Source organism: Streptomyces sp. NBC_00154 (assembly GCF_026342835.1).
Classification (GTDB): Bacteria; Actinomycetota; Actinomycetes; order Streptomycetales; family Streptomycetaceae; genus Streptomyces.
In genome coordinates, this window is record NZ_JAPEMI010000001.1 from 5,011,935 (window position 1) to 5,032,627 (window position 20,693).

Here is a 20,693-nt window from a genome sequence, read left to right on the forward strand (position 1 = left end):
GGCAGGGGTACGGGCCGTATATTCGCGGCTATCCGGCCCGTACCCTGCCTATCGGGAGAAATTGTGGAAATCCTGGCATTCGGTGTGCAGTCCGATGAGAAGCCGCTGATCGAGAAGGCCTTCGCCGGACAGCACGAGGTCCGTTGCCTGGACGTCTTCCTCAACAAGGACACCGCGCCCATCGCGGCGGGCTACGAGATCATCTCCACCAGCGTCAACGCCGATCTGGGCAGCAGCGTGCTGCAGACCCTCGCCGCGGGCGGCACGCAGATGATCGCCCAGCGTTCCACCGGCTTCAACAACATCGACCTGGACGTCGCCGAACGCCTCGCGCTGCGGGTCGCCCGGGTCTCCTTCTACTCGCCGTACGCGGTCGCCGAATTCGCCTGGACGCTCGCCATGGCGGTCAACCGACGGATCCTCCGCGCCGCGAGCCGCACCCGCGACTTCGACTTCCGCCTCGACGGCCTCCTCGGCCGGGACATGCACGGCCGTACGGTCGGCGTGGTCGGCACGGGCAAGATCGGCGAGGCCTTCACCCGTATCGCTCATGGCTTCGGAATGAAACTGCTCGGCTGGGACGTGGTCGAGAACCCGGCCTGCGTCGAGCTCGGCATGACGTACGTCGAGAAGGAACAGCTCCTCGCCGAGTGCGATCTGATCAGCCTCCATGTCCCGCTGCTGCCCGCGACCCACCACATCATCGGCAAGGACGCCCTGTCCCTGATGAAGGACGACGCGATCCTGATCAACTCCAGCCGCGGCGGACTGGTCGACAGCACCGCTCTGGTCGCCGAACTGCGGGCGGGCCGCTTCACCGGCGTCGGACTCGATGTGTACGAGGCGGAGGCCGGGCTCTTCTTCCTCGACAAGTCCCTGGAGGGCATCGACGACGACACCCTGGCCCGGCTCGTCACCTTTCCGAACGTCATCGTCACCTCGCACCAGGCCTACTACACCGAGGACGCCGTGGCACAGATCATCGAAGCCACCGTGCAGAACGTCGCCGACTACCTGGCGCGCCGCCGCAGCGACAACGTCCTCGTTCCCGCGCTCCGCGAGGACTGAGCCCCGGATCTCCTCCGGAGCTCCGCCCGCGTCCGCCGTCAGCTGTGCACGGGCAGCCCCGTCAGCAGCTCGGCGACGATCGACGCCCCGCGCAGCGTCAGCACCGACTCCGGGTGGAACTGCACCGACGCGAACCCGTCCCCGCGCAGCGCGTGCAGCTCCCCGGTGGCCGTGTCCCGGCTCACCTCGATGGAGTGCGCAGCCAGCTCGGTGACCGTCTCGTCGTCGCAGCGAGCGGTGAAGCTGTTGTAGAAACCGACCGTCTCCGGGCGTCCGAACAGTTCGATCCGGGTCTGCGCGCCCTGGTACGGCACGGTCTTGCGGACGATCTCCAGACCCAGCTCCGCCGCGATCAGCTCATGGCCCAGGCAGACCCCGAGCAGCCCGTGCCGGTGGTCCCGGACCAGCTCCGCGGCGAACTCGCGCAGCAGCCGCATCTTCGGATCGCCGGTGTCGGCCGGATTCCCGGGCCCGGGGCCCAGCACGACCGGACCCAGGTGTGCCCGGACGGCCTCGCGCAGCCCCGGCTCGTCGTAGCGCCGCACCGACACCTCCAGGCCCGAGGCGCGCAGCAGATGCGCCAGCATGGCGGTGAAGGTGTCCTCGCCATCGATCACCAGCGCATGGCCGGACAGCTCCTGCGTACGCTCCTGCATCCGCAGCCAGAACGGTGCGAGCCCGTCCCGCCGGGCGTCCAGCGCGGCCCGCACCCGCGGATCGCCGGCCAGCCGCGGACGTGTCCTCTCGGCCCGTGGCCGACCGGGCCGCACCCCCAGCGCGGCCAGCACCCCGGCCGCCTTCGCATGGGTCTCGGCTACCTCGCTCGCCGGATCGGAGTGGCGTACGAGCGTCGCCCCGACCGGCACCCGCAGCCGCCCGTCGGCCGCGATGTCGGCGGTACGGATGAGGATCGGCGAGTCGAGGGTCTGCGCCCCGCCCGGCTCCTGACGCAGCAGGGCCAGCGCGCCCGCGTAGTATCCGCGCCCGCCGGGCTCGTACCGCTCGATGACCCGGCAGGCGTTCTGCACGGGTGAGCCGGTGACCGTCGCCGCGAACATGGTCTCCTTCAGCACCTCCCGTACGTCCAGCGAGGAGCGCCCGCGCAGCTCGTACTCGGTGTGCGCGAGATGGGCCATCTCCTTGAGCCGTGGCCCGATCACCACCCCGCCCATGTCACCGACGGTGCACATCATCTTCAGTTCCTCGTCGACCACCATGGAGAGCTCCTCGGTCTCCTTGCGGTCACCGAGAAAGGACAGCAGGCTCTCGGCGGTCGGCCCCTCGGCGGGGTAGCGGTACGTCCCGCTGATCGGGTTCATCACGACCGTCCCGCCGGACATCCGCACATGCACCTCGGGGCTGGCGCCGACCAGCGTCCTGTCGCCCGTGTGCACGACGAAGGTCCAGTACGCGCCCCGCTCACCGGCCAGCAGCCGCCGGAAGAGCGCCAGCGCGTCGGCCCGCCCGAATCCGGGGATCCCGCCCTGGAAGGTACGCCGGATGACGAAGTTCGCGCCCTCGCCCTGTCCGATCTCGTCCTCGATGACCCGCCGGACGATCCCGGCGTACTCCTCGTCGGGCACGTCGAAGGCACCGCCCTCGACCTGCACGTCATGGGTGGGCAGCACGTCGAGCACGGTGGCGAGCGGAAGCTCGTACGTCTCGTCCGCGGCCAGCACGGACAGCGGTGTCCCGTCGTCGCGCACGTCGAAACCGCGCTCGGCGATCTGCCGGAACGGCACCAGGGCGAGCGACGGCTGCGGACCGACGGGCAGATCGGCGAGCCGGTGCACCTCCCGCACCCGGCCGATCAGGACCTCGACCGTGTCGTGATCACGGCCGGGGGTGCGCCTGCGCAGCAGCGCGAACGGTGGGCAGTCGTCCGTCAGGAGCCGCTGGACGACGAGCTCGGTGGGGTCGGGCATGAGGTGTTCCTTCCTGATGGAGGAACGGCTCCCGAAACGCAGAGAAGGCCGCCCCTCGGGCGGCCTTCGCGTGGTCTGTCGCGCGATGAATCAGTGGGCCGCCGGATGAGCGGTCCACCACCAGTTCTGATGCGTCTGCGCGAACATGTTCCGCACCCTACCGGACGTCCACCGGTCCAGACGCGCGTCTCATCTGTTGAGCCTACGGATGAGCGCCCCACGAGACCCCGTAATGTTGTGGATGTGACCGTGAACGCCAATACCTCCGTCGCCGGTGGCAACACCTGGCGAGACCTTCCCGCGGCGCAGCAGCCCGAGTACCCCGATGCCGAGGCTCTGCGCGATGTACTCGCGGACCTCGCGTCGTATCCGCCGCTCGTCTTCGCGGGCGAGTGCGACCAGCTGCGCGCCCGCATGGGAGCCGTCGCCAAGGGCGAGGCGTTCCTGCTGCAGGGCGGCGACTGCGCCGAGGCCTTCGACGCCGTGTCCGCCGACCACATCCGGGCCAAGCTGAAGACGCTGCTCCAGATGAGCGCCGTCCTGACCTACGCGGCCTCCGTGCCCGTCGTCAAGGTGGGCCGGATCGCCGGCCAGTACTCCAAGCCGCGCTCCAAGTCGACCGAGATCCGCGACGGCGTCACCCTGCCGACCTACCGCGGCGACTCGGTCAACGGCTTCGCCTTCACCGAGGAAGCCCGGATCCCGGACCCTGAGCGGCTGAAGCAGATGTACCACGCATCCGCTTCCACGCTGAACCTGGTCCGCGCCTTCACCACGGGCGGTTACGCCGACCTGCGCCAGGTGCACGCCTGGAACCAGGACTTCGTGAAGTCGTCCCCGTCCGGTCAGCGCTACGAGGCGCTGGCCCGCGAGATCGACAACGCGCTGAACTTCATGAAGGCGTGCGGCACGGACCCGGCCGAGTTCAAGGCGGTCGAGTTCTACTCGTCGCACGAGGGACTCCTGCTGGACTACGAGTCGGCGCTGACCCGCACCGACTCGCGCACCGGCCGGCTGTACGACACCTCCGGCCACATGGTCTGGATCGGTGAGCGCACCCGTCAGATGGACGGCGCGCACATCGAGTTCGCCTCGAAGATCCGCAACCCCATCGGCATCAAGCTCGGCCCGACGACCACCGTCGACGAGGCGCTCGGCTACGTCGAACGCCTCGACCCGGAGCGTGAGCCCGGCCGGCTGACCTTCATCGTCCGCATGGGGGCCGACAAGGTCCGCGACAAGCTCCCCGCGCTCGTCGAGAAGGTCACCGCCTCCGGGGCGGTCGTCGCCTGGGTCACCGACCCGATGCACGGCAACACCTTCGAGGCGGCCTCCGGCCACAAGACCCGTCGCTTCGACGACGTCCTGGACGAGGTCAAGGGCTTCTTCGAGGTGCACAAGGGCCTCGGTACGCACCCGGGCGGCATCCACGTCGAGCTCACCGGTGACGACGTCACCGAGTGCGTCGGCGGCGGCCACGAGATCTTCGTGGACGACCTGCACCAGCGTTACGAGACGGCCTGCGACCCGCGCCTCAACCGCAGCCAGTCGCTGGACCTGGCCTTCCTGGTCGCCGAGATGTACCGGGACCAGTAGGGCAGTCACCGCAGGTACCGCCCGTACGACTGTGGGGCACGGATCGATGTGATCCGTGCCCCACAGTCGTACCAGGGCTTTACGGGAGTGGAGCGCCGGGTAAGGTTAGGTTAGCCTCACCGATCAATCGGGACGGCGCCAACGATCGATCCCGTCGGGAGGTGAACCGCATGTACGTCTGCTCGTGCTTCGGCATTACGGAGCAGCAGGTCAAGGAACATGCGGACGCCGGGGCGTGCACCCCCCGCCAGATAGCCTCCGCCTGCAAGGCGGGTACGGACTGCGGCGGCTGTGTCCGAAGGATCCAGGCGATCCTGGGCCGCGGCGAGTGCGCTCGTCGCGAGCTGCTCGAGCAGAAGCTGACCCCCGGTGGCGTCCCCGAGCAGCCGCTCGCGCCCGGCGTGCCCTCCGATGCCGACCCGGGCAGGGCTCCGGGCATCGCCCCCGGCAGAGCCCCGGGCATCCGGCTCCCCGACGCGGCCTGAACTCAGGGCTCGGGGGCTCAAGGCCTCAGCTGTCCGGCTGCTCGATCTGCTGCGCGAGGTAGTGCGGCTCGCCGAGCTTCTCGATCAGCTGCAGCTGGGTGTCGAGGTAGTCGATGTGGTGCTCCTCGTCCTCAAGGATCGACTCAAAGACATTTGCGGACGTGATGTCGCCCTTGCCGCGCATCAACTCGACGCCGCGCCTGAGCCGGTCGATCGCCTCCACCTCGATCTGGCGGTCGGCCTGGAACATCTCGGTGACGGTCTGGCCGACCCGCACATGGAAGAGCCGCTGGTAGTTGGGGAGTCCGTCGAGAAGGAGAATGCGGTCCGTCAGCATCTCGGCGTGCTTCATCTCGTCGAACGACTCGGAGCGCGTGTACTTCGCCAGCTTCGTCCAGCCGAAGTTCTCCTGCATCTTTGCATGCAGGAAGTACTGGTTGATGGCAGTCAATTCGGCGGTCAGCTGTTCGTTCAGGAACTCGAGGACCTCGGGGTCGCCCTGCATCGCAGAGGCTCCTTCCAACCGTGAACCGGGCAAGTTGGCGGCATCCTCGCACCGCACCCAGCCACCGTCCAGTAAGTACATGCTTAGTAGGGGTTGTCCTGAATCGCCTCTGCCCTGGTCATGACCACCCCTGCCTGTCTGTCACCATGGAGTCATGGGTCAGCCGGAAAGCCGGGAATACCGCGAATCAGAGCAGTCCGAGCTTCCGCCGGGACAGCGCCTGCAGCGCGGCTGGCCGGTTACCCACTACGGGCCCGTTCCCAAGTTCAAGCCCGACCGCTGGGAGTTCCGGGTCTTCGGAGCCACGGCGGACGGCGAGAAGCACTGCTGGAACCATGAGGAGTTCTCGGCCCTGCCGTTCTCCTCGGTCGTCGCCGATCTGCACTGCGTCACCAAATTCAGCATGCTCGGCGCCGAATGGGGCGGGGTCCTCGCCCGTACGATCCTCGAACTCGCGCCGCCCTCGCCCCAGGTCACTCATGTGATGGTCTGGGCCGAGTACGGATTCAGCTCGAACCTGCGGCTTGACGACTTCGCCTCGGATCGAACGCTTTTCGCCACTCACCAGGGCGGCGAACTGCTCACCGCCGAGCACGGCTTCCCGCTGCGCCTGGTCGTACCGCATCTGTACGCCTGGAAAGGGCCCAAGTGGGTCCGGGGCATCGAGTACATGACCGCCGATCGCCGGGGCTTCTGGGAGGAGCGCGGGTATCACAACATCGGCGACCCGTGGAAGGAACAGCGCTACTCCTACCAGGAGGAGCCCGGGGACGGCCCCGAGCTCTGACCTGTCGGGCCCGGTCGCCGCGGGCCCGCCCTCAGTGGTGGTACCGGTGCACCACCGCGTGCCCCTTGCCACGGCCGATCATCCACTTGTTGACCGGTGTGGTGACGGCGAAGGCGACGGCCAGCGACAGCGCGAGGGCCCCCCAGAACAGCGCGTCGGCGAGCTGCGCGTCCATGGCGCCCGGCCACAGCGCGATCACACCGTTGTCGATCAGTTCCATCACCGCGATGGAGAGGGTGTCGGCGGCGAGGGCGACCCGGAACGCCGTACGGAAGTCGACGCCGGCCTTGAGGATGGAGCGCAGCGTCAGCGTGTAGCCGAATGCGAAGGCCAGGATGATGGCGAGGACCATCGTCTCCGCGTTGCCCCAGCCGAGCGCCGTGCCGATCACCATGCCGAGGATCTCGCCGATGGCGCATCCGGTGAGGCAGTGGAGCGTGGCGCGGGCCGCCATGGACCAGCCGGCCTTGCCGGGGGCGTGCGCCGCGTGTCCGGCGTGAGCTGACTGGTCTGCGTGACCCGTGTGGTCTGCCTGCCGGCTGTCGTCGCCTCGGTACTCGTGGTGCTCGTGCCAGCCTTGCTGCTCGTGCTGCTCGTGCTGCTCGTGCTGTTCGTCGCGCGTGTCGTGGTGCATGGCGATCCCCCAATGCCGGTAGCGGTTCCCTTCGATCACAGAACCGTATACCCCCTGGGGGTATTCCCCATGCCTCCGCGGATTCAGCTCCGGTCGCGCAGCTCCTTGAGGCGCGCCACATCCGCCGCGTGGCCTTCCTTGCCCCCCGGCGTCTCGATGACCAGCGGCACTCCGGCCGTCGCCGGATGCGAGAACAGCTCCTGGAACGGCTCCTCGCCGATGTGCCCGGCGCCGATGTTCTCGTGCCGGTCCTTGTGGGCTCCCACCACGTCCTTGGAGTCATTGGCGTGGATCAGCTTGAGCCGGCTCTCACCGACCGTCTCCACCAGCAGGTCCAGGGTCTGCTTCATGCCCGCCGGGCCCGCCAGGTCGTGGCCCGCCGCGTAGATGTGGCAGGTGTCGAGGCAGATGCCGAGCTTGGGGTGGGCGTCCAGCGCCTCGAAGTACGGGCCGAAGTCCCAGGTCCGCGAGCAGAGTGAGAACCCCTGCCCGGCGGTCGACTCCAGCAGCAGGAACGGGTCGTCGTCGTGGGTCAGCTCGCCGAGGAGCGGCCGCATGTGCGTACGTACCTGGGCCAGGGCCTCCGTGCGCGGCCGGCCGCCGGTCGCGGAGCCCGTGTGCACCACGACGCCCAGGGCGCCGATCTCGCGGGCCCGGCGCAGGGAGTGGCGCAGCGACTCCACGGACCTCTCGACAGTGGCCTCGGTGTGCGAGCCGAAGTTGATCAGATACGGGGCGTGGACGTACGCCGGTATCGACTCGGCGGCGCACTCGGCGCGGAACTGTTCGTCCTGCGCCGGGTTCCCGGCCGGTGTCGCCCAGCCGCGCGGATTGGCGACGAAGACCTGGACGGCCTCCGCCCCCATCTCGCGGGCGTAGGGCAGGCCGACCTTGGCGAGGCCGCCGGCCACGGGGACATGGCCGCCGACTGGGTTGCGCATACGGATCTAGAGTCCCTTGGTCGTGATGGTGATGGTGCTGCCCTCGGGAGCCCGGTCGCCGCCGTCGACGGACTGGCTCGCGATCGTGTCGCTGAAGGAGAGGAACGGGCGGTCGACCTTGGCCTCGAAGCCCGCGGCCTTCAGCAGGCGCGTGGCCTCGTCGATGTCCTTGCCGGTGACATCCGGGACATCGATCATCCGCGGGCCCTTGGAGACGGTGAGCGTGATGGTGTCGCCCTCGGCTGCCCGGGTGCCTCCGTCCGGTGACTGTCGCGCGATGTCGCCCGCGGCCTCGGGCGAATTGACCCGGCCCGGCAGCACCTCGGCCTTCAGGCCTTCCCCCTCCAGCGCGTCGGTGGCCTCCCGGACCGACAGCCCGGTCAGGTCGGGGACATCGACCGGACTGCCCTTGCTGACGACCAGGGCGACCGCGGAGTCGGGGTGGCGTTCCGCGCCCGCTCCGGGATCCGTACGGATCACCTGGCCCTGCCCGATGTCCTCGCTGAACTCCTTGGTGACCATGCCGGGCACCAGGCCCACCTTCTTCAGCGCGCGCCTGGCCTCGGCGAGCCCGGTGCCCCGGACGTCGGGGACCTTCACGATCTCGGGGCCGCGCGAGAGGACGATCTTCACCGATCCGTTGCCCCGGATGCGGGCGCCCGGCTTCGGATCGCTGCTGATGACCTTGCCGCGGTCGACGTCGTCGCTGTAGGCCCGATCGACGCCCTTCAGCTCGAGACCGGAGTCCGAGAGCCGCTGGCGGGCGGTCTTCTCGGTCTGGCCGAGCAGCGAGGGGACCCGGGTGAACTGTCCCGAGTTGATGTACCAGACACCGGCGCCGACCCCCAGTACCAGCAGCACGGCGACGATCGCAGCGAGCATCCCGCGGCGGGGACCGCCGTGCCGCGGCCCACTCCTCGCCGGCTCGGGCGGCAGCGGCGGGGGCATCTCCAGCCGGCTGGTGTGATGGGCGGTGCCCTGGTCGACCGGGAGCACCCGGGGGATCACGCTCGTCCGGTCCTCGGCATCGTCGTGTGCCTCGGCGAGGGCCTGCGGCGGTACGGCGTCCAGCTGGTTGTCGGTGAGCGCGGCCCGCGCGGTGCGGGCCTCGGCGAGCAGGGCCACGGCGTCGAACGGACGGGCCTCGGGGTTGCGGGCGGTGGCGCTCGCGACCAGTTCGTCCAGCTCGGTCGCGAGCCCCGGGACGACGGCCGACGGCGTCGGCACGTCCTCGTTGAGGTGCTGGTAGATGACCTGGGCGGGGGATTCGCCGGTGTGCGGCTTGGCGCCCGTCAGCATCTCGTACAGCACGACACCGCAGGCGTACACATCGGTGCGGGTGTCCGCCGTGCCGTGCTCGATCTGCTCGGGGGCGAGATAGGAGACGGTGCCGAGGACCGTTCCGGTGGTGTTGGTGTCGGAACCCACGGTCCGTACGAGACCGAAGTCCGCGACCTTGACCCGGCCGTCGTCCCCTATGAGGACGTTCTCCGGCTTCATGTCGCGGTGTACGAAGCCTGCCCGGTGTGCGGCGCCGAGCGCGGCCAGGACCGGCTCCAGGATGTCCAGCGCGGCTCTCGGCTGCAGGGCGCCGCGCTCACGCAGGACGTCGCGCAGCGTGCAGCCCGCCACGTACTCCATCGCCAGGTAGACGTACGGCCCCTGGGCGCCCTGGTCGAAGACAGCGACCACATTGGGGTGCGCGAGCCGGGCCACGGACTTGGCCTCGCGGATGAAACGTTCGACGAACGAGGCGTCGGTTGCGAGGGCCGGGTGCATCACCTTCAGGGCGAGCACCCGGTCGAGCCGGGTGTCCATGGCCCGGTAGACCGTGGCCATCCCGCCCACGGCGATGCGGGCATCGACGCGGTAGCGGCCGTCGAGCAGCTGCCCGACGATGGGGTCTCCCCGGCCGAAGGCCGGGGAAGGGTCCTGGAGGGTCGTATCCACGCAAGCGAGTCTACGAGCCGCCGAGGACGTGGCCGACGGGCCGGGGCGATCCCGGGGCCGTACTGCAGCCGAGCCGTGACAGGGAGATGCGCGCCACACGCGTGCGGCGTCAGGCGCTCCGCGTGCGTACGGGGGCTCAGAACGCGGGCCGCTCCGGGTCCAGCGCAGCCCGCCCCTCCATCGGTGACGACGCCTCGGCGAAGTGGCGCCGGGGGATCCGGCCCGCGCGGTACGCCAGCCGCCCGCCGTCCACCGCGTGCCGCATCGCAGCCGCCATCAGCTCGGGCTCCTGCGCCCGGGTCACCGCCGACGCCAGCATCACCGCCGCGCACCCCAGCTCCATCGCGAGCGCCGCGTCCGATGCGGTCCCGGCGCCGGCGTCGAGAATCACCGGTACCCGGGCGTGCTCGACGATCAGCTGGAAGTTGTGCGGGTTGCGGATGCCGAGACCGGAGCCGATCGGGGAGCCGAGCGGCATGATCGCCGCACACCCCACGTCCTCCAGCTTCCGGGCCAGCACCGGGTCGTCATTCGTGTACGGAAGGACGGTGAAACCGTCGTCCACCAGCGTCTCCGCGGCGTCCAACAGTTCGATCGGGTCGGGCAGCAGGGTCCGCTCGTCGGCCACCACCTCCAGCTTGATCCAGTCGGTGCCCAGCGCCTCGCGGGCCAGCCGCGCGGTCAGCACGGCCTCGCCCGCGGTGAAGCAGCCCGCCGTGTTCGGCAGGACGCGGATCGAGAGCCGTTCCAGCACGGAGAGCACCGAACCCTGCACGGTCGGGTCGAGGCGGCGCATCGCGATGGTGGTCAGCTCGGTGCCGGACGCGGTCAGCGAGCGTTCCAGCACGTCGAGGCTGGGTGCCCCGCCCGTCCCCATGATCAGCCGGGAGCCGAACGTGGTGTCGCCGAGGGTGAAGAGATCGTCGGACATGGTCAGCCTCCCTGGACCGCGGTGAGAACTTCGATCCGGTCGCCGTCGGCGAGCGCCGCGGTGGACCACCGGCTGCGCGGGACGACGGTCTCGTTGACGGCGGCAGCGACGCCCGAGGGTGCCGCGGTGAGGGCGGCGACGAGGGCTTCCAGGGTGGTACCGGCGGCGATCGAGCGGGGATCACCGTTCACGGACACGGAGAGCGCGACGGAGTCGGTCATGCGGGCTGCTCCTGACGTGCGGTGGCGGGGGGCGCGGCGGGCGGCGGTACGACGGCGGGCGCGAACCGCCCGGGGGTGAACGGGCGGGCCACGGCGGGCAGCTCGCCGGTGGTCAGCAGCTCGGCCATGGCGTCACCGGTGACGGGGGTGAGCAGCACCCCGTTGCGGTGGTGGCCGGTGGCGAGATGCAGGCCGGGCAGGGCGGTGGGGCCGAGAAGCGGGGCGTTGTCGGGGGAGGCGGGGCGCAGGCCGGCCCGGGTCTCGGTGAGCGGCAGTTCGGTGATGCCTGGCACCAGCTCATGGGCGTCGCGCAGCAGTTCGTACACCCCGCCCGCTGTGACCGTGGTGTCCCAGCCCATCTCCTCGCTGGTGGCGCCGACGACCAGCTCGCCGTTCTCGCGCGGGACGAGATAGACGTGGCTGCCGCGGACCACGGCCCGCACGGTCCGGGTGAGGAACGGCGCGTACGCGGCGGGCACGGTCAGCCGCAGCACCTGCCCCTTCACCGGCCGGACGGGCGGCACGACCTCGTCCGGCAGCCCCGCGAGCCGCCCGCTGAGGCTGCCCGCGGCGAGCACGATCTGGTCGGCTGCGAGCTCCGTGCCGGTTGCCAGTACGGCCCCGGCGGCCCGGTCCCGTACCACCACCAGGCGTTCCGCCCGGTCGCGGTGGAAGACCACCCCGGTCCGCTCGCAGGCCGTCAGCAGAGCGGCGGCCAGCCGACGGGGGTCGACCTGGTGGTCGCCGTCGACCCGCAGACCGCCGCGCACACCCGGCGCCAGCATCGGTTCCAGGCGGCGGCACTCACGGCCGGTGAGCCACTCCGACTGCAGCCCCGAACGGTGCTGGAGCGCGTGCAGTTCCCGCAGATGGGCGCGGTCGTCGGAGTCCAGGGCGACCGCGAGGGTGCCGCAGGCCCGGAAGCCGATGTCCTGGCCGCTCGCCGCCTCCAGCTCGGCCGCGAAGGCCGGGTAGCGCGCGGCGGAGGCGACATTGAGGCCGAGCAGCATCTGTTCGCCGTAGTGGAGTTCGGTGACGGCGGCGAGCATTCCGGCCGCGACCCGGGCGGCACCGCCGCCCGGGTCGGGGTCGACGACCGCGGTGCGCAGGCCCCGCTGCGCCGCCCGCCAGGCGGTCACCAGACCGATGATTCCGCCCCCGATGACGAGGACGTCGGATCCGGGTACGTCGGATCCGTCTGCCGAGGTGTTCCCGGATGATCGCATGGGCGTCCAGCCCCTCCCTTCGCCGGCATGACCCGGATCAGGTTCGTACGGTCGGAGGCCGCCCAGCCTCCCTCTCAGCCCGGTGCGTCCGGGCTCCCGCGAGTGTCTTACGTTGGCCACCCTAAACCCCGTCACCCGGACCCAGTAAGGGAGCAGCCACTGTGGCCCGTTCACTCGACGGACTTGTCCTCTCGCCGGTCGCCGACCAGGCGCCGGGTCAGGTCGGTACCCGGACCCGCTTCACGTACCACGAGGAGAGGGGCACGATCTGGGCCGATTACGCGGGCGGGGACGTGGTCCGGGGCCATCTCGTCGGCACCCGCACCGGCGATCGACTCGACTTCCGGTACGTCCAGTTGAAGCAGGACGGAACGACCTCCTCCGGACACTGCGTCTCCAGCGTCGTCGGCCTTGCGGACGGCCGGGTGCGGCTGGAGGAGCGCTGGGAATGGGAGTCGCAAGAGGGCAGCGGGACGAGTGTGGTCGAGGAACTCGCGGACCTGACGGTTCGTCAGATGCTTAAGGTGGACAGGTGAGCGAGCAGCAGACAGAGCAGCCGGCCGGGCGGACAGAGCGCCGCGTCGTCATCGTCGGTGCGGGCATGGCCGGCGTGCAGACCGCGGTGGCCCTGCGGGAACAGGGCTTCACCGGCCCGGTCACCCTGATCGGTGCCGAACCCCACCAGCCGTACGACCGGCCTCCGCTGTCCAAGGCGGTGCTGCTCGGCACGGCCGAAGGCTCCGCCTTCGACATCGACTTCGAAGAGCTGGACATCGAGCTGCAACTGGGCCGTGACGTCACCGGCGTACGGGCCGACGCGCACGAACTGGACACCCTGGCGGGCCCCGTCCCGTACGACGTCCTGGTCATCGCCTCCGGCGCCGAACCGGTGGTGCTGCCCGGCTCCGAGGGGGTGCCCGGCGTCCATCTGCTGCGCACCCTCGACGACGCCGCACGGCTGCGGCCGGTCCTCGACCAGCAGCACACCGTCGTGGTCGTCGGCGCGGGCTGGATCGGCGCCGAATTCGCCACCGCAGCCCGCGCCGCGGGCTGTGAGGTCACCGTCGTCGAGGCCGCCGACCGGCCGCTCTCGGGCGTCCTGCCCGCCGAGGTCGCCGCCCCGATGGCCCGCTGGTACGCGCAGAGCGGCGCCGAGCTCCTCACCGGCGCCCCGGTGGCCCGGATCGAGCCCGGCAGCGTGGTCCTCGCGGACGGCCGCACGGTTGCCGCCGGAGCGGTGGTCGTCGGGATCGGCGCCCGGCCCGCCACTGGCTGGCTGGCCGGCTCCGGCATCGCCCTCGGTCCGGACGGATCGGTGACCGCCGACGCGGAGCTGCGCACCTCGCTGCCCGATGTGTACGCGGTCGGGGACTGTGCGTCCTTCCCCTCCGCGCGGTACGGCACACGGCTCCTCGTCCACCACTGGGACAACGCCCTCCAAGGGCCGCGGACCGCCGCCGCCAACATCATCGGTGCCGGTGCGGACGGGGCGTCGCAGCTCCTGGCCTACGACCCCGTTCCGTACTTCTGGTCCGAGCAGTTCGACCGGTTCGTGCAGTACGCGGGCCATCACGGGGGCGCGGACACCCTGCTCTGGCGCGGTGACCCGGCCGATCCCGCCTGGTCCATCTGCTGGCTGCGGGACGGCGCGCTGGTCGCCGTCCTCGCCGTCGGCCGGCCGCGCGATCTGGCTCAGGGGCGCAAACTCATCGAGGCGGGGGCACGGCTGGATCCGGTGCGGGCGGCCGACCCCGCCGTACCGCTGAAGTCGGCCAGGGTCGATGCCCCGTAGCGGCGCGCGCGGAGGGGGTTCCGGAGCCCTTGCGGGCACTGGGTCGACCCCCGTCCGGTCGGGTCCGGGTACCGACTGTCGGTCCGGGATGGCACGCTTGTCTCCGTGACCGAGATTGACGCAAAGATTGATGCTCTCGTCCCCGCCTGGCTCCACCTTCCCGACATCGCCGAAATGTTCGATGTCGAGGTGACGCGCGTGCGGCAGCTGGTCAAGGAGGGCCAGCTCATCGCCGTACGACGTGGTGAGAACCGGACGCTCCAGGTGCCTGCTGCCTTCATCGACGGCAACAAGGTGGTCAAGGGCCTCTCCGGCACCCTGACGCTCCTGAGGGACGACGGCTACACCGACGAAGAGATGCTGGAGTGGCTCTTCACCCCCGACCCGACCCTGCCGGGTACCCCCGCGCAGGCGCTGAGCGAGAATCGCGGCACGGAGGTGAAGCGCCGCGCCCAGGCGCTCGCCGTCTGACCGGGACAACCGCACGCGGGGTACGGGCACGGTCCGTTCCGAACGGCCTGTGCCCGTACCTCCGCATCACGCCGTACCGCTGTGCCAGCCCGACCGTGTCGTACCGCTGTATTCCGTACAGCTGTATCAAGGGGGAACCGCGCCATGCCCACGCCTCGCGAGCTGCTGTCCGACGCCCGGCTCTATCTGTGCACGGATGCCCGCAGGCGCCAGGGCGACCTGCCCGCCTTCCTCGACGCCGTGCTCTCCTCCGGGGTGGACATCGTCCAGCTGCGTGACAAGGGCATGGAGGCGGCCGAGGAACTCGAACACCTGGCGGTCCTCGCCGACGCCTGCCGGCGCCACGGCAAGCTCCTCGCCGTGAACGACCGGGCCGATGTCGCCCACGCCATCGGGTCCGACGTGCTCCACCTCGGCCAGGGAGACCTGCCGGTGCCCGCCGCCCGCGCCATCATCGGCGAGGACGTGGTGATCGGCCGCTCCACGCACGCGGAGCCCGAGGTCGACGCCGCCGTCGCCGAGCCCGGCATGGACTACTTCTGCACCGGACCCTGCTGGCCCACCCCGACCAAGCCCGGCCGGCACGCCCCCGGGCTCGACCTCGTTCGATACGCCGCCTCGCTCGCCCAGCCGCGCCCCTGGTTCGCCATCGGCGGGATCGACGCGGGCAACCTCGACGAGGTGCTGGACGCGGGAGCGCGCAGGGTCGTCGTCGTGCGGGCGATCACCGAGGCCGACGATCCGGCGGCGGCCACCGCGGAGCTGGCGAAGCGGATCAGGGCGCACGCCGACGGCTGACAGGCGCGTCAGGGAAATCACAGATCATCCGGAGAACGCCGGAGGACTGTCCGAAGGGTGGACAAACCACCAGTCAATTCGGGCAATTGCCGCTGGTCCGGTTGGGGCACCGCCGCACCCTGGTTAACCTGCAGTATGGCCCTTGGCACTCCCTCTACCAGGACGGATCACGCACGCACCGTGCGTGAGCTGCTCGCGACCGGCAAGACTTCGTATTCGTTCGAGTTCTGGGCGCCCAAGACCGAGAAGGGCGAGCGGAATCTCTGGAATGCGCTGCGCCGGGTCGAGGCGGTGGGTCCGAGCTTCGTCTCCGTGACGTACGGGGCGGGTGGTTCCACCCGGGCCGGGACGGTCAGAGCCACCCAGCAGATCGCTGCCGATTCCACCCTCACCCCGGTCGCGCACCTCACGGCTGTCAACCACTCCGTCGCCGAGCTGCGCAACATGATCGGGCAGTACGCCGACGCCGGGATCAGGAACATGCTCGCCGTGCGCGGCGACCCGCCGGGCGACCCGATGGGCGAGTGGGTCGAGCACCCGGAGGGCGTGCGGTACGCGGCCGACCTCGTCCGGCTCATCAAGGAATCCGGCGATTTCTGCGTGGGGGTCGCGGCATTTCCCGAGATGCATCCGCGCTCGACCGACTGGGACACCGACATCCGGCATTTCGTGGACAAGTGCCGCGCGGGTGCCGACTATGCGATCACGCAGATGTTCTTCAATCCGGACGACTATTTGCGGATGCGTGACCGTGTGGTTGCTGCGGGTTGCGACACGCCCGTCATCCCCGAGGTCATGCCGCTCACCAGTGTCAAGCAGTTGGAGCGGTTTCCGCAGCTCAGCAACGCGACGCTGCCTTCGTCCCTGAAAGACCGCATCCTCGCCGTCAAGGACGACGCAGCCGCTGTACGCTCCATTGGCATCGAGTTCGCAACGGAGTTCTGCGCGAGGCTGCGCTCCGAGGGTGTGCCCGGACTGCACTTCATTACGCTCAACAACTCGACGGCAACGCTCGAAATCTACGAGAATCTCGGACTGCACAAGCAGTCGTGACCGGCCGTACCCGCCATGATCCCGGGCGGCGGCCGTAGAAATGGGGGCGGGCATGGGCTGGACGGTCCTCTACATCGCGTTCGGCATCGTGGCGCTGTGGCTGCTCGGCGAAGTGCTCCTGCAGTACAAGGCGCGGCTGCGCTGGCGCCTGCTCGCCTTCACCGGCTTCGCCGGCGTGGTCGTCGGCGTGCTGATGCCGTCCGTGCCTGTCATCGCCGTCGGCGCGATCGCGTTCGCCATCGGCCAGACGTACGTCACGCTCTCCTTCCGGCGCGGCTTCTCGACCGGTTGGGCCATAGGGGGCAGCCCGGGCGAGAGCCGTCGCCGCCGAAGCGGCGGTGACCGGGACACCCGCCGGGAGCCCACGCTCGAAGTGTCGGACCTGGAAGTGGAGTACGACCGGGCGGGCGAGGGCGAGGCGGAGAGCGCCTCACCCGCACCCGCGGCCGCCGTCTACGAGCCGGAACCGCTGCCGGACGACACCGGGCAGTACGGCATCTACACCGATCCCGTCCCGCAGCAGGAGTCCCAGCAGGCTCAGGGGCAGCCCCAGTACGGCGCGTACGACCCGTACACCGACTACTCCACGTACAGCGGCGTGCCCGGCCAGGACAGCTACGCCGGACAGGGTACGTACGCCGACCAGAACGCGTACGCCAGTCAGGACAGTTACGCCGGGCAGGACACTTACACCAGTCAGGACAGCTACGCCGGGCAGTACGACTACGGCACGGGCCAGCAGCAGTACGCCGCGTACTCCGACCCGTACATCGGCACCGGCACCACCGGCCCCTCGCAGTACGGTGCGCCCGACCCCTACGCGAGCTACGACAGCTACGGCGGCCAGCAGCAGTACGCGGCAGACCCCTACGCCCAGCAGTACACCTCCGAGACCCCGCCGGGCGGCGTCTGGGTACCGCAGCAGCGCGAGGGCGAGCAGTATCCGCCGGAGCAGCAGCCCGCACAGCCCGCCCCGTACCCGAACACCTACGACAGCGGCTACAACGAGCAGCAGTACCGCTACTGACGGACGCCAGGCACCCGGTCCCGGCCTCTCATGCCTTCGAGGTGATGGGGGAGACCGGCGACGAGGCGGCCCCCGACGCGTCCGGCCCCCGCCCCCGTACCCGCACTCGTGCCCTCCCGATGCAGGCCCCTCACCGGGAGCCGCGGAAGCTGTCCCCCTCCACGATGAGCCCGGCGACGAGCGTCCCCGACATCCCGGCGTGCGCGAGCCCGCCGCCCGGGTGGGACCAGCCGCCCGCGAGGTAGAGACCCGGCAGCCGGGTGCGGTTCCCCGGATGCAGATACGCGCCACCGGCCCCGGCCAGCGCCGGTGCGGGTACCGAGCCGCCCTCGGCGCCGGTGTCGGCAGCTGTTTGGGCGGGCGTCCGCACTTCGGCGTGGAGCAGCCGCTCACGTATGCCGGGGACGGCAGCGCCGGCCGCCTCGATCAAGGTGTCCGCGTACCGCTCGCGCAGCGCCGCGTCCGTCCAGTCCACCGCGCCGTGCGGGGCGACCGTCGCCGTCACCGTCACGGCCTCGTGCGCGTCGTCGGGGCGGGTCGACGGATCGTCCGGGCGGATCACCGTCACCGTGGGCCGCTCGGCGAGCAGGCCACCGAACACCGCCTCTCGTTCCGCCGCGCCGTGCACCACGGTCCGGTGCACCGTCCCCGCGGGCCGGGCGCCGCTCAGCGACAGCAGGACCTGGAACCGGCCCGGCACCGTCGCCCGGTCCGCCGACCGCGGCTGAGCCGTCACATCGCCGTCCTGCCAGAGCTCCTGACCCGGCACCAGCCCCGGGCGCGGCCAGGCCCCGAGAACCACGTGATCGGCCTCGGCGACCGTCCCCGACGCCAGCTCGACGCCCGCCGCCCGGCCGTCCTTCTCCACCACCCGGGCCACCTCGGCGCCGAACACGAACTCCACCTTCCGCGCCAGGCACCGCTCGTACACCGCCTGCGCCAGCGCCCGCATCCCGCCGACCACGTACCAGCTGCCGAACGTCTCCTCCATGTACGGGAGCAGGGCCGCGCTCGCCGGCGTGCGCAGCGGATCGAGGCCGTACGACAACGCGTATCCGTCGAGCAGCGCGGTCAGCCGGGGGTCCGTCAGCTCCCAGGCGCCGACCTCCGCCACCGTGCCCGCCTGCCGGGCGGCCCGCAGTATCCGGCGCTGCCGGAGCGCCGGATACGGATCGCGGCCCAGCACCTGCCAGTCGGCGCGCAACGGCTCCTCCAGCAGCGGCCGCCGGGACCGGTCCCACGCATCCCGGGCCCGGTCGAGGAACTCGCCCCAGCTGCTGCCCGCACCGGTCCCCAGCGCGCCGTCCAGGGCGGCGACCACCCCGGCCCGCGAGGCGTCCGGCAGCGAGACCGCCGTGCCGTCGGCGAAGAGATGGCGGCTCGCCGGATCGACCTGTGTCATCGTGACGCACCGCTCCAGCGGCTCCTTGCCGGTCTTGACGAACAGATCGCGGTAGACGGCGGGCAGATGCAGCAGCGAGGGACCCGTGTCGAACGCGAAGCCGTCACGGGCATACCGGCCGACCGAGCCGCCGTACGTCCCGGACCGCTCGTACACCGTCACCCGGTGGCCTGCCACGGCCAGCCGGGCAGCCGCCGTCATTGCGCCCATCCCGGCGCCGATCACCGCAATACGTGCCATGTCAGTGACCTTAACGGCCACCGCTGACAAGTCAGCCGGGAGGCCAGTGCGAACCCGTCCCGGCCAGGTGTTTCTCCTCGCGCCGCTGGGCCCTCCGGCGCAGGAACCGGCGGATCCGGGAGGCCAGGAGAACCAGTGTCACGATGCCGAGCACCAGCAGCGTCGCGGCGATGATCGCGGCCGCCAGCGGATGGAATATCGCGAACGTGATGATTCCGGCGACGCCCAGGTCCTCGGCGGTGCTCACCGCGATATTGCTGAACGGCTCGGGCGAGGTGTTCACCGCCATCCTGGTTCCCGCCTTCACCAGATGACTCATCAGCGCGGTGGAACCGCCGACGGCCCCGGCGGCCAGCTCCGGCAGCGAACCGCTCTCACCGGCCAGCAGCGCCGCCACGACGGCCCCGGCGAGCGGCCTGATGACGGTGTGCACCGAGTCCCAGAGCGAGTCCACGTACGGGATCTTGTCCGCCACCGCCTCGCACAGGAACAGCACGCCGGCCACCACGAGGACATCGGTGCGCTGCAGCGATGCGGGCACCTCGTCGCTGATGCCGGTCGCACCGAAGACGCCGAGCAACAGGACCACCGCGTAGGCGTTGATCCCGCTCGCCCAGCCGCTCGTGAACACCAGGGGGAGTACGGACACGGACGTGATCGTAACCAGGTGGTGCGGCGCTGCGGGTGGGGTCGGGTGCGCAGCTCTGAGTATCCGTACCTAGTGAACGAGATGAGTAGGTACGCGGATGGGCTGCCACCTGCGCAGACGGAAGAGTGGAGACCACGGAAGGGGCGCGGCGTCGGTACCGCCGACACGGGGCGGCGGAACAGGCACGGCACTCCTTTCCGGAACGGGGGTGCACCGCGGAGGGCCCGGGGACCACGGGGGAACACGGGGGTCACGGGGGAAGGCTCTCCGACAGCACGGGAAGCGCCGGTCGGACGAGGCTCGGGGGGATCGAGCCTCGTGGGACCGGCGCTTCTGTGCGTGCGCACGCCCTCGGAGAGGAGCGCGTATCAGCGTCCGCTGACCCGGCCGTGCAGCAGCAGGGACAGCGCCGAGTGCACATCGTCGATGGACCGCTCAGGCTGGAACGCCTGCCAGTCCAGCGCCGCCACCAGCACCATGCCGACCAGTGCGGCCGCCGTCAGCGGGATGTCGATCTCCTGGCTGAGCTCGCCGTTCCCGACGCCCTCCCGGAGCACGTCCTCGACCACGGCGACGGCCTCCTGACGTACCACCAGCAGGGTCGCCTGCCAGGCACGGTTGGTGCGCCACAGCTCCGCGACGTACAGCTGGGTGAACGCCGGATAGCGGTCGATGAAGACCAGGCCGGCCCTGATCATTGCGTCCAGGGCCTCGACCCGGGTGCCGCCGCGCTCCTCGGTCTGCTCGGCCGCGGACCGCAGTGACGCGGTCAGCAGTCCGACGCCGTGCCGCAGCAGTTCCTCGAAGAGCTCGGTCTTGCTCTTGAAGTTGTAGTAGACCGTGCCCTTGGCGACCCCGGCGCGCTCGGCGATCTCGTCGACCGTGGTCGCCGAGAATCCCTTCTCCGCAATGAGCGTGACGGCCGCCTCGTAGAGCTTCTGCCGGGTGGCCTGGCGACGCGTGGTGCTACTGCTTTCCATGCGGTCGATTCT

General features: G+C 70.6%; 22 protein-coding genes and 1 riboswitch. Of the genes, 10 read left to right on the forward strand and 12 right to left on the reverse strand.

Annotated elements, in window-relative coordinates; translation table 11 throughout:
• The first annotated feature begins 63 nt into the window (after nucleotides 1-63).
• Nucleotides 64-1,068, forward strand: a complete 1,005-nt coding sequence (locus OHA03_RS22455) for a 2-hydroxyacid dehydrogenase (protein WP_267005588.1) — start codon at nucleotides 64-66, stop codon at nucleotides 1,066-1,068.
• Nucleotides 1,069-1,106: 38 nt separating this feature from the next.
• On the opposite strand, the gene OHA03_RS22460 is transcribed toward OHA03_RS22455, so the two are convergent.
• Together OHA03_RS22460 and OHA03_RS48015 are read right to left on the reverse strand one after the other, a co-directional pair.
• Entirely contained in the window at nucleotides 1,107-2,993 is a 1,887-nt protein-coding gene (locus tag OHA03_RS22460) for an anthranilate synthase family protein (RefSeq protein WP_267005589.1), read from the reverse strand.
• A 90-nt stretch (nucleotides 2,994-3,083) separates the two neighbouring features.
• Nucleotides 3,084-3,140 (reverse strand): trp operon leader peptide, encoded by a 57-nt coding sequence (locus tag OHA03_RS48015; protein WP_107063558.1) that lies wholly within the window; start codon nucleotides 3,138-3,140, stop codon nucleotides 3,084-3,086.
• A gap of 102 nt (nucleotides 3,141-3,242) precedes the next feature.
• Between OHA03_RS48015 and OHA03_RS22465 the strand changes: the two genes are divergently transcribed.
• Both OHA03_RS22465 and OHA03_RS22470 read left to right on the forward strand, forming a co-directional pair.
• Nucleotides 3,243-4,589 (forward strand): class II 3-deoxy-7-phosphoheptulonate synthase, encoded by a 1,347-nt coding sequence (locus OHA03_RS22465; protein ID WP_267005590.1) that lies wholly within the window; start codon nucleotides 3,243-3,245, stop codon nucleotides 4,587-4,589.
• Nucleotides 4,590-4,759: 170 nt separating this feature from the next.
• Nucleotides 4,760-5,074, forward strand: coding sequence for a bacterioferritin-associated ferredoxin (locus OHA03_RS22470; protein WP_267005591.1), 315 nt, complete (start codon nucleotides 4,760-4,762; stop codon nucleotides 5,072-5,074).
• 25 nt (nucleotides 5,075-5,099) lie between these two features.
• Here OHA03_RS22470 and bfr read toward each other — a convergent pair whose 3' ends face one another.
• Nucleotides 5,100-5,579, reverse strand: coding sequence for a bacterioferritin (gene bfr, locus OHA03_RS22475; RefSeq protein WP_267005592.1), 480 nt, complete (start codon nucleotides 5,577-5,579; stop codon nucleotides 5,100-5,102).
• A gap of 154 nt (nucleotides 5,580-5,733) precedes the next feature.
• Here bfr and OHA03_RS22480 point away from each other — a divergent pair, with 154 nt between their 5' ends.
• Nucleotides 5,734-6,366 (forward strand): sulfite oxidase-like oxidoreductase, encoded by a 633-nt coding sequence (locus OHA03_RS22480; RefSeq protein ID WP_267005593.1) that lies wholly within the window; start codon nucleotides 5,734-5,736, stop codon nucleotides 6,364-6,366.
• 31 nt (nucleotides 6,367-6,397) lie between these two features.
• On the opposite strand, the gene OHA03_RS22485 is transcribed toward OHA03_RS22480, so the two are convergent.
• The 6 genes from OHA03_RS22485 to thiO form a co-directional block, all read right to left on the reverse strand.
• Nucleotides 6,398-7,000, reverse strand: a complete 603-nt coding sequence (locus tag OHA03_RS22485; RefSeq protein WP_267005594.1) for a DUF4396 domain-containing protein — start codon at nucleotides 6,998-7,000, stop codon at nucleotides 6,398-6,400.
• An 83-nt stretch (nucleotides 7,001-7,083) separates the two neighbouring features.
• Complete coding sequence (locus OHA03_RS22490; RefSeq protein ID WP_267005595.1) at nucleotides 7,084-7,941, reverse strand: deoxyribonuclease IV; 858 nt, start codon at nucleotides 7,939-7,941, stop codon at nucleotides 7,084-7,086.
• Between the two features lie 6 nt (nucleotides 7,942-7,947).
• Entirely contained in the window at nucleotides 7,948-9,891 is a 1,944-nt protein-coding gene (gene pknB, locus OHA03_RS22495) for a Stk1 family PASTA domain-containing Ser/Thr kinase (protein ID WP_267005596.1), read from the reverse strand.
• Nucleotides 9,892-10,027: 136 nt separating this feature from the next.
• Nucleotides 10,028-10,822 carry a thiazole synthase gene (locus OHA03_RS22500; protein ID WP_267005597.1) on the reverse strand — a complete coding sequence of 265 codons (795 nt, stop codon included), beginning with the start codon at nucleotides 10,820-10,822 and terminating at the stop codon, nucleotides 10,028-10,030.
• Nucleotides 10,823-10,824: 2 nt separating this feature from the next.
• Complete coding sequence (gene thiS, locus OHA03_RS22505; RefSeq protein ID WP_267005598.1) at nucleotides 10,825-11,043, reverse strand: sulfur carrier protein ThiS; 219 nt, start codon at nucleotides 11,041-11,043, stop codon at nucleotides 10,825-10,827.
• The gene (thiO, locus tag OHA03_RS22510; RefSeq protein ID WP_267005599.1) at nucleotides 11,040-12,269 is read right to left on the reverse strand and encodes a glycine oxidase ThiO; all 1,230 of its coding nucleotides are present in this window, start codon (nucleotides 12,267-12,269) and stop codon (nucleotides 11,040-11,042) included. The genes thiS and thiO overlap by 4 nt, the downstream gene beginning before the upstream one ends.
• Nucleotides 12,267-12,379, reverse strand: a riboswitch (TPP riboswitch). (Overlaps the previous gene by 3 nt.)
• 51 nt (nucleotides 12,380-12,430) lie before the next feature.
• Here thiO and OHA03_RS22515 point away from each other — a divergent pair.
• The 6 genes from OHA03_RS22515 to OHA03_RS22540 all read left to right on the forward strand — a co-directional run bounded on the left by OHA03_RS22515 (nucleotide 12,431) and on the right by OHA03_RS22540 (nucleotide 17,410).
• Entirely contained in the window at nucleotides 12,431-12,805 is a 375-nt protein-coding gene (locus tag OHA03_RS22515; RefSeq protein WP_267005600.1) for a hypothetical protein, read from the forward strand.
• Nucleotides 12,802-14,061 (forward strand): NAD(P)/FAD-dependent oxidoreductase, encoded by a 1,260-nt coding sequence (locus OHA03_RS22520; protein ID WP_267005601.1) that lies wholly within the window; start codon nucleotides 12,802-12,804, stop codon nucleotides 14,059-14,061. Before OHA03_RS22515 ends, OHA03_RS22520 begins: the two co-directional genes overlap by 4 nt.
• A gap of 105 nt (nucleotides 14,062-14,166) precedes the next feature.
• A complete protein-coding gene (locus OHA03_RS22525; RefSeq protein ID WP_267005602.1) occupies nucleotides 14,167-14,532 on the forward strand; it encodes an Rv2175c family DNA-binding protein in 366 nt (121 codons plus the stop codon).
• Nucleotides 14,533-14,676: 144 nt separating this feature from the next.
• A complete protein-coding gene (gene thiE, locus OHA03_RS22530; RefSeq protein ID WP_267005603.1) occupies nucleotides 14,677-15,330 on the forward strand; it encodes a thiamine phosphate synthase in 654 nt (217 codons plus the stop codon).
• A 135-nt stretch (nucleotides 15,331-15,465) separates the two neighbouring features.
• The gene (metF, locus tag OHA03_RS22535) at nucleotides 15,466-16,383 is read left to right on the forward strand and encodes a methylenetetrahydrofolate reductase [NAD(P)H] (RefSeq protein WP_267005604.1); all 918 of its coding nucleotides are present in this window, start codon (nucleotides 15,466-15,468) and stop codon (nucleotides 16,381-16,383) included.
• Between the two features lie 52 nt (nucleotides 16,384-16,435).
• On the forward strand, nucleotides 16,436-17,410 hold the full coding sequence (locus tag OHA03_RS22540; protein ID WP_267005605.1) for a hypothetical protein: 975 nt from the start codon (nucleotides 16,436-16,438) through the stop codon (nucleotides 17,408-17,410).
• A 130-nt stretch (nucleotides 17,411-17,540) separates the two neighbouring features.
• Here the strand turns inward: OHA03_RS22540 and OHA03_RS22545 are convergent, their stop codons facing one another.
• From OHA03_RS22545 to OHA03_RS22555, 3 genes are all read right to left on the reverse strand, one after another.
• The gene (locus OHA03_RS22545; RefSeq protein ID WP_267005606.1) at nucleotides 17,541-19,052 is read right to left on the reverse strand and encodes an NAD(P)/FAD-dependent oxidoreductase; all 1,512 of its coding nucleotides are present in this window, start codon (nucleotides 19,050-19,052) and stop codon (nucleotides 17,541-17,543) included.
• Between the two features lie 31 nt (nucleotides 19,053-19,083).
• A complete protein-coding gene (locus OHA03_RS22550) occupies nucleotides 19,084-19,701 on the reverse strand; it encodes a DUF4126 domain-containing protein (protein WP_267005607.1) in 618 nt (205 codons plus the stop codon).
• A 368-nt stretch (nucleotides 19,702-20,069) separates the two neighbouring features.
• Entirely contained in the window at nucleotides 20,070-20,681 is a 612-nt protein-coding gene (locus OHA03_RS22555) for a TetR/AcrR family transcriptional regulator (RefSeq protein WP_030972924.1), read from the reverse strand.
• Nucleotides 20,682-20,693: the final 12 nt, after the last annotated feature.

Bases quoted from the DNA above. Each gene is read 5' to 3' on its own strand.
- OHA03_RS22460 (WP_267005589.1), bottom strand. From the start codon at position 2,993: ATGCCCGACCCCACCGAGCTCGTCGTCCAGCGGCTCCTGACGGACGAC.
- OHA03_RS22470 (WP_267005591.1), top strand. From the start codon at position 4,760: ATGTACGTCTGCTCGTGCTTCGGCATTACGGAGCAGCAGGTCAAGGAA.
- bfr (WP_267005592.1), bottom strand. From the start codon at position 5,579: ATGCAGGGCGACCCCGAGGTCCTCGAGTTCCTGAACGAACAGCTGACC.
- OHA03_RS22480 (WP_267005593.1), top strand. From the start codon at position 5,734: ATGGGTCAGCCGGAAAGCCGGGAATACCGCGAATCAGAGCAGTCCGAG.
- OHA03_RS22485 (WP_267005594.1), bottom strand. From the start codon at position 7,000: ATGCACCACGACACGCGCGACGAACAGCACGAGCAGCACGAGCAGCAC.
- OHA03_RS22490 (WP_267005595.1), bottom strand. From the start codon at position 7,941: ATGCGCAACCCAGTCGGCGGCCATGTCCCCGTGGCCGGCGGCCTCGCC.
- OHA03_RS22500 (WP_267005597.1), bottom strand. From the start codon at position 10,822: ATGTCCGACGATCTCTTCACCCTCGGCGACACCACGTTCGGCTCCCGG.
- thiS (WP_267005598.1), bottom strand. From the start codon at position 11,043: ATGACCGACTCCGTCGCGCTCTCCGTGTCCGTGAACGGTGATCCCCGC.
- thiO (WP_267005599.1), bottom strand. From the start codon at position 12,269: ATGCGATCATCCGGGAACACCTCGGCAGACGGATCCGACGTACCCGGA.
- thiE (WP_267005603.1), top strand. From the start codon at position 14,677: ATGCCCACGCCTCGCGAGCTGCTGTCCGACGCCCGGCTCTATCTGTGC.
- metF (WP_267005604.1), top strand. From the start codon at position 15,466: ATGGCCCTTGGCACTCCCTCTACCAGGACGGATCACGCACGCACCGTG.
- OHA03_RS22540 (WP_267005605.1), top strand. From the start codon at position 16,436: ATGGGCTGGACGGTCCTCTACATCGCGTTCGGCATCGTGGCGCTGTGG.
- OHA03_RS22545 (WP_267005606.1), bottom strand. From the start codon at position 19,052: ATGGCACGTATTGCGGTGATCGGCGCCGGGATGGGCGCAATGACGGCG.
- OHA03_RS22555 (WP_030972924.1), bottom strand. From the start codon at position 20,681: ATGGAAAGCAGTAGCACCACGCGTCGCCAGGCCACCCGGCAGAAGCTC.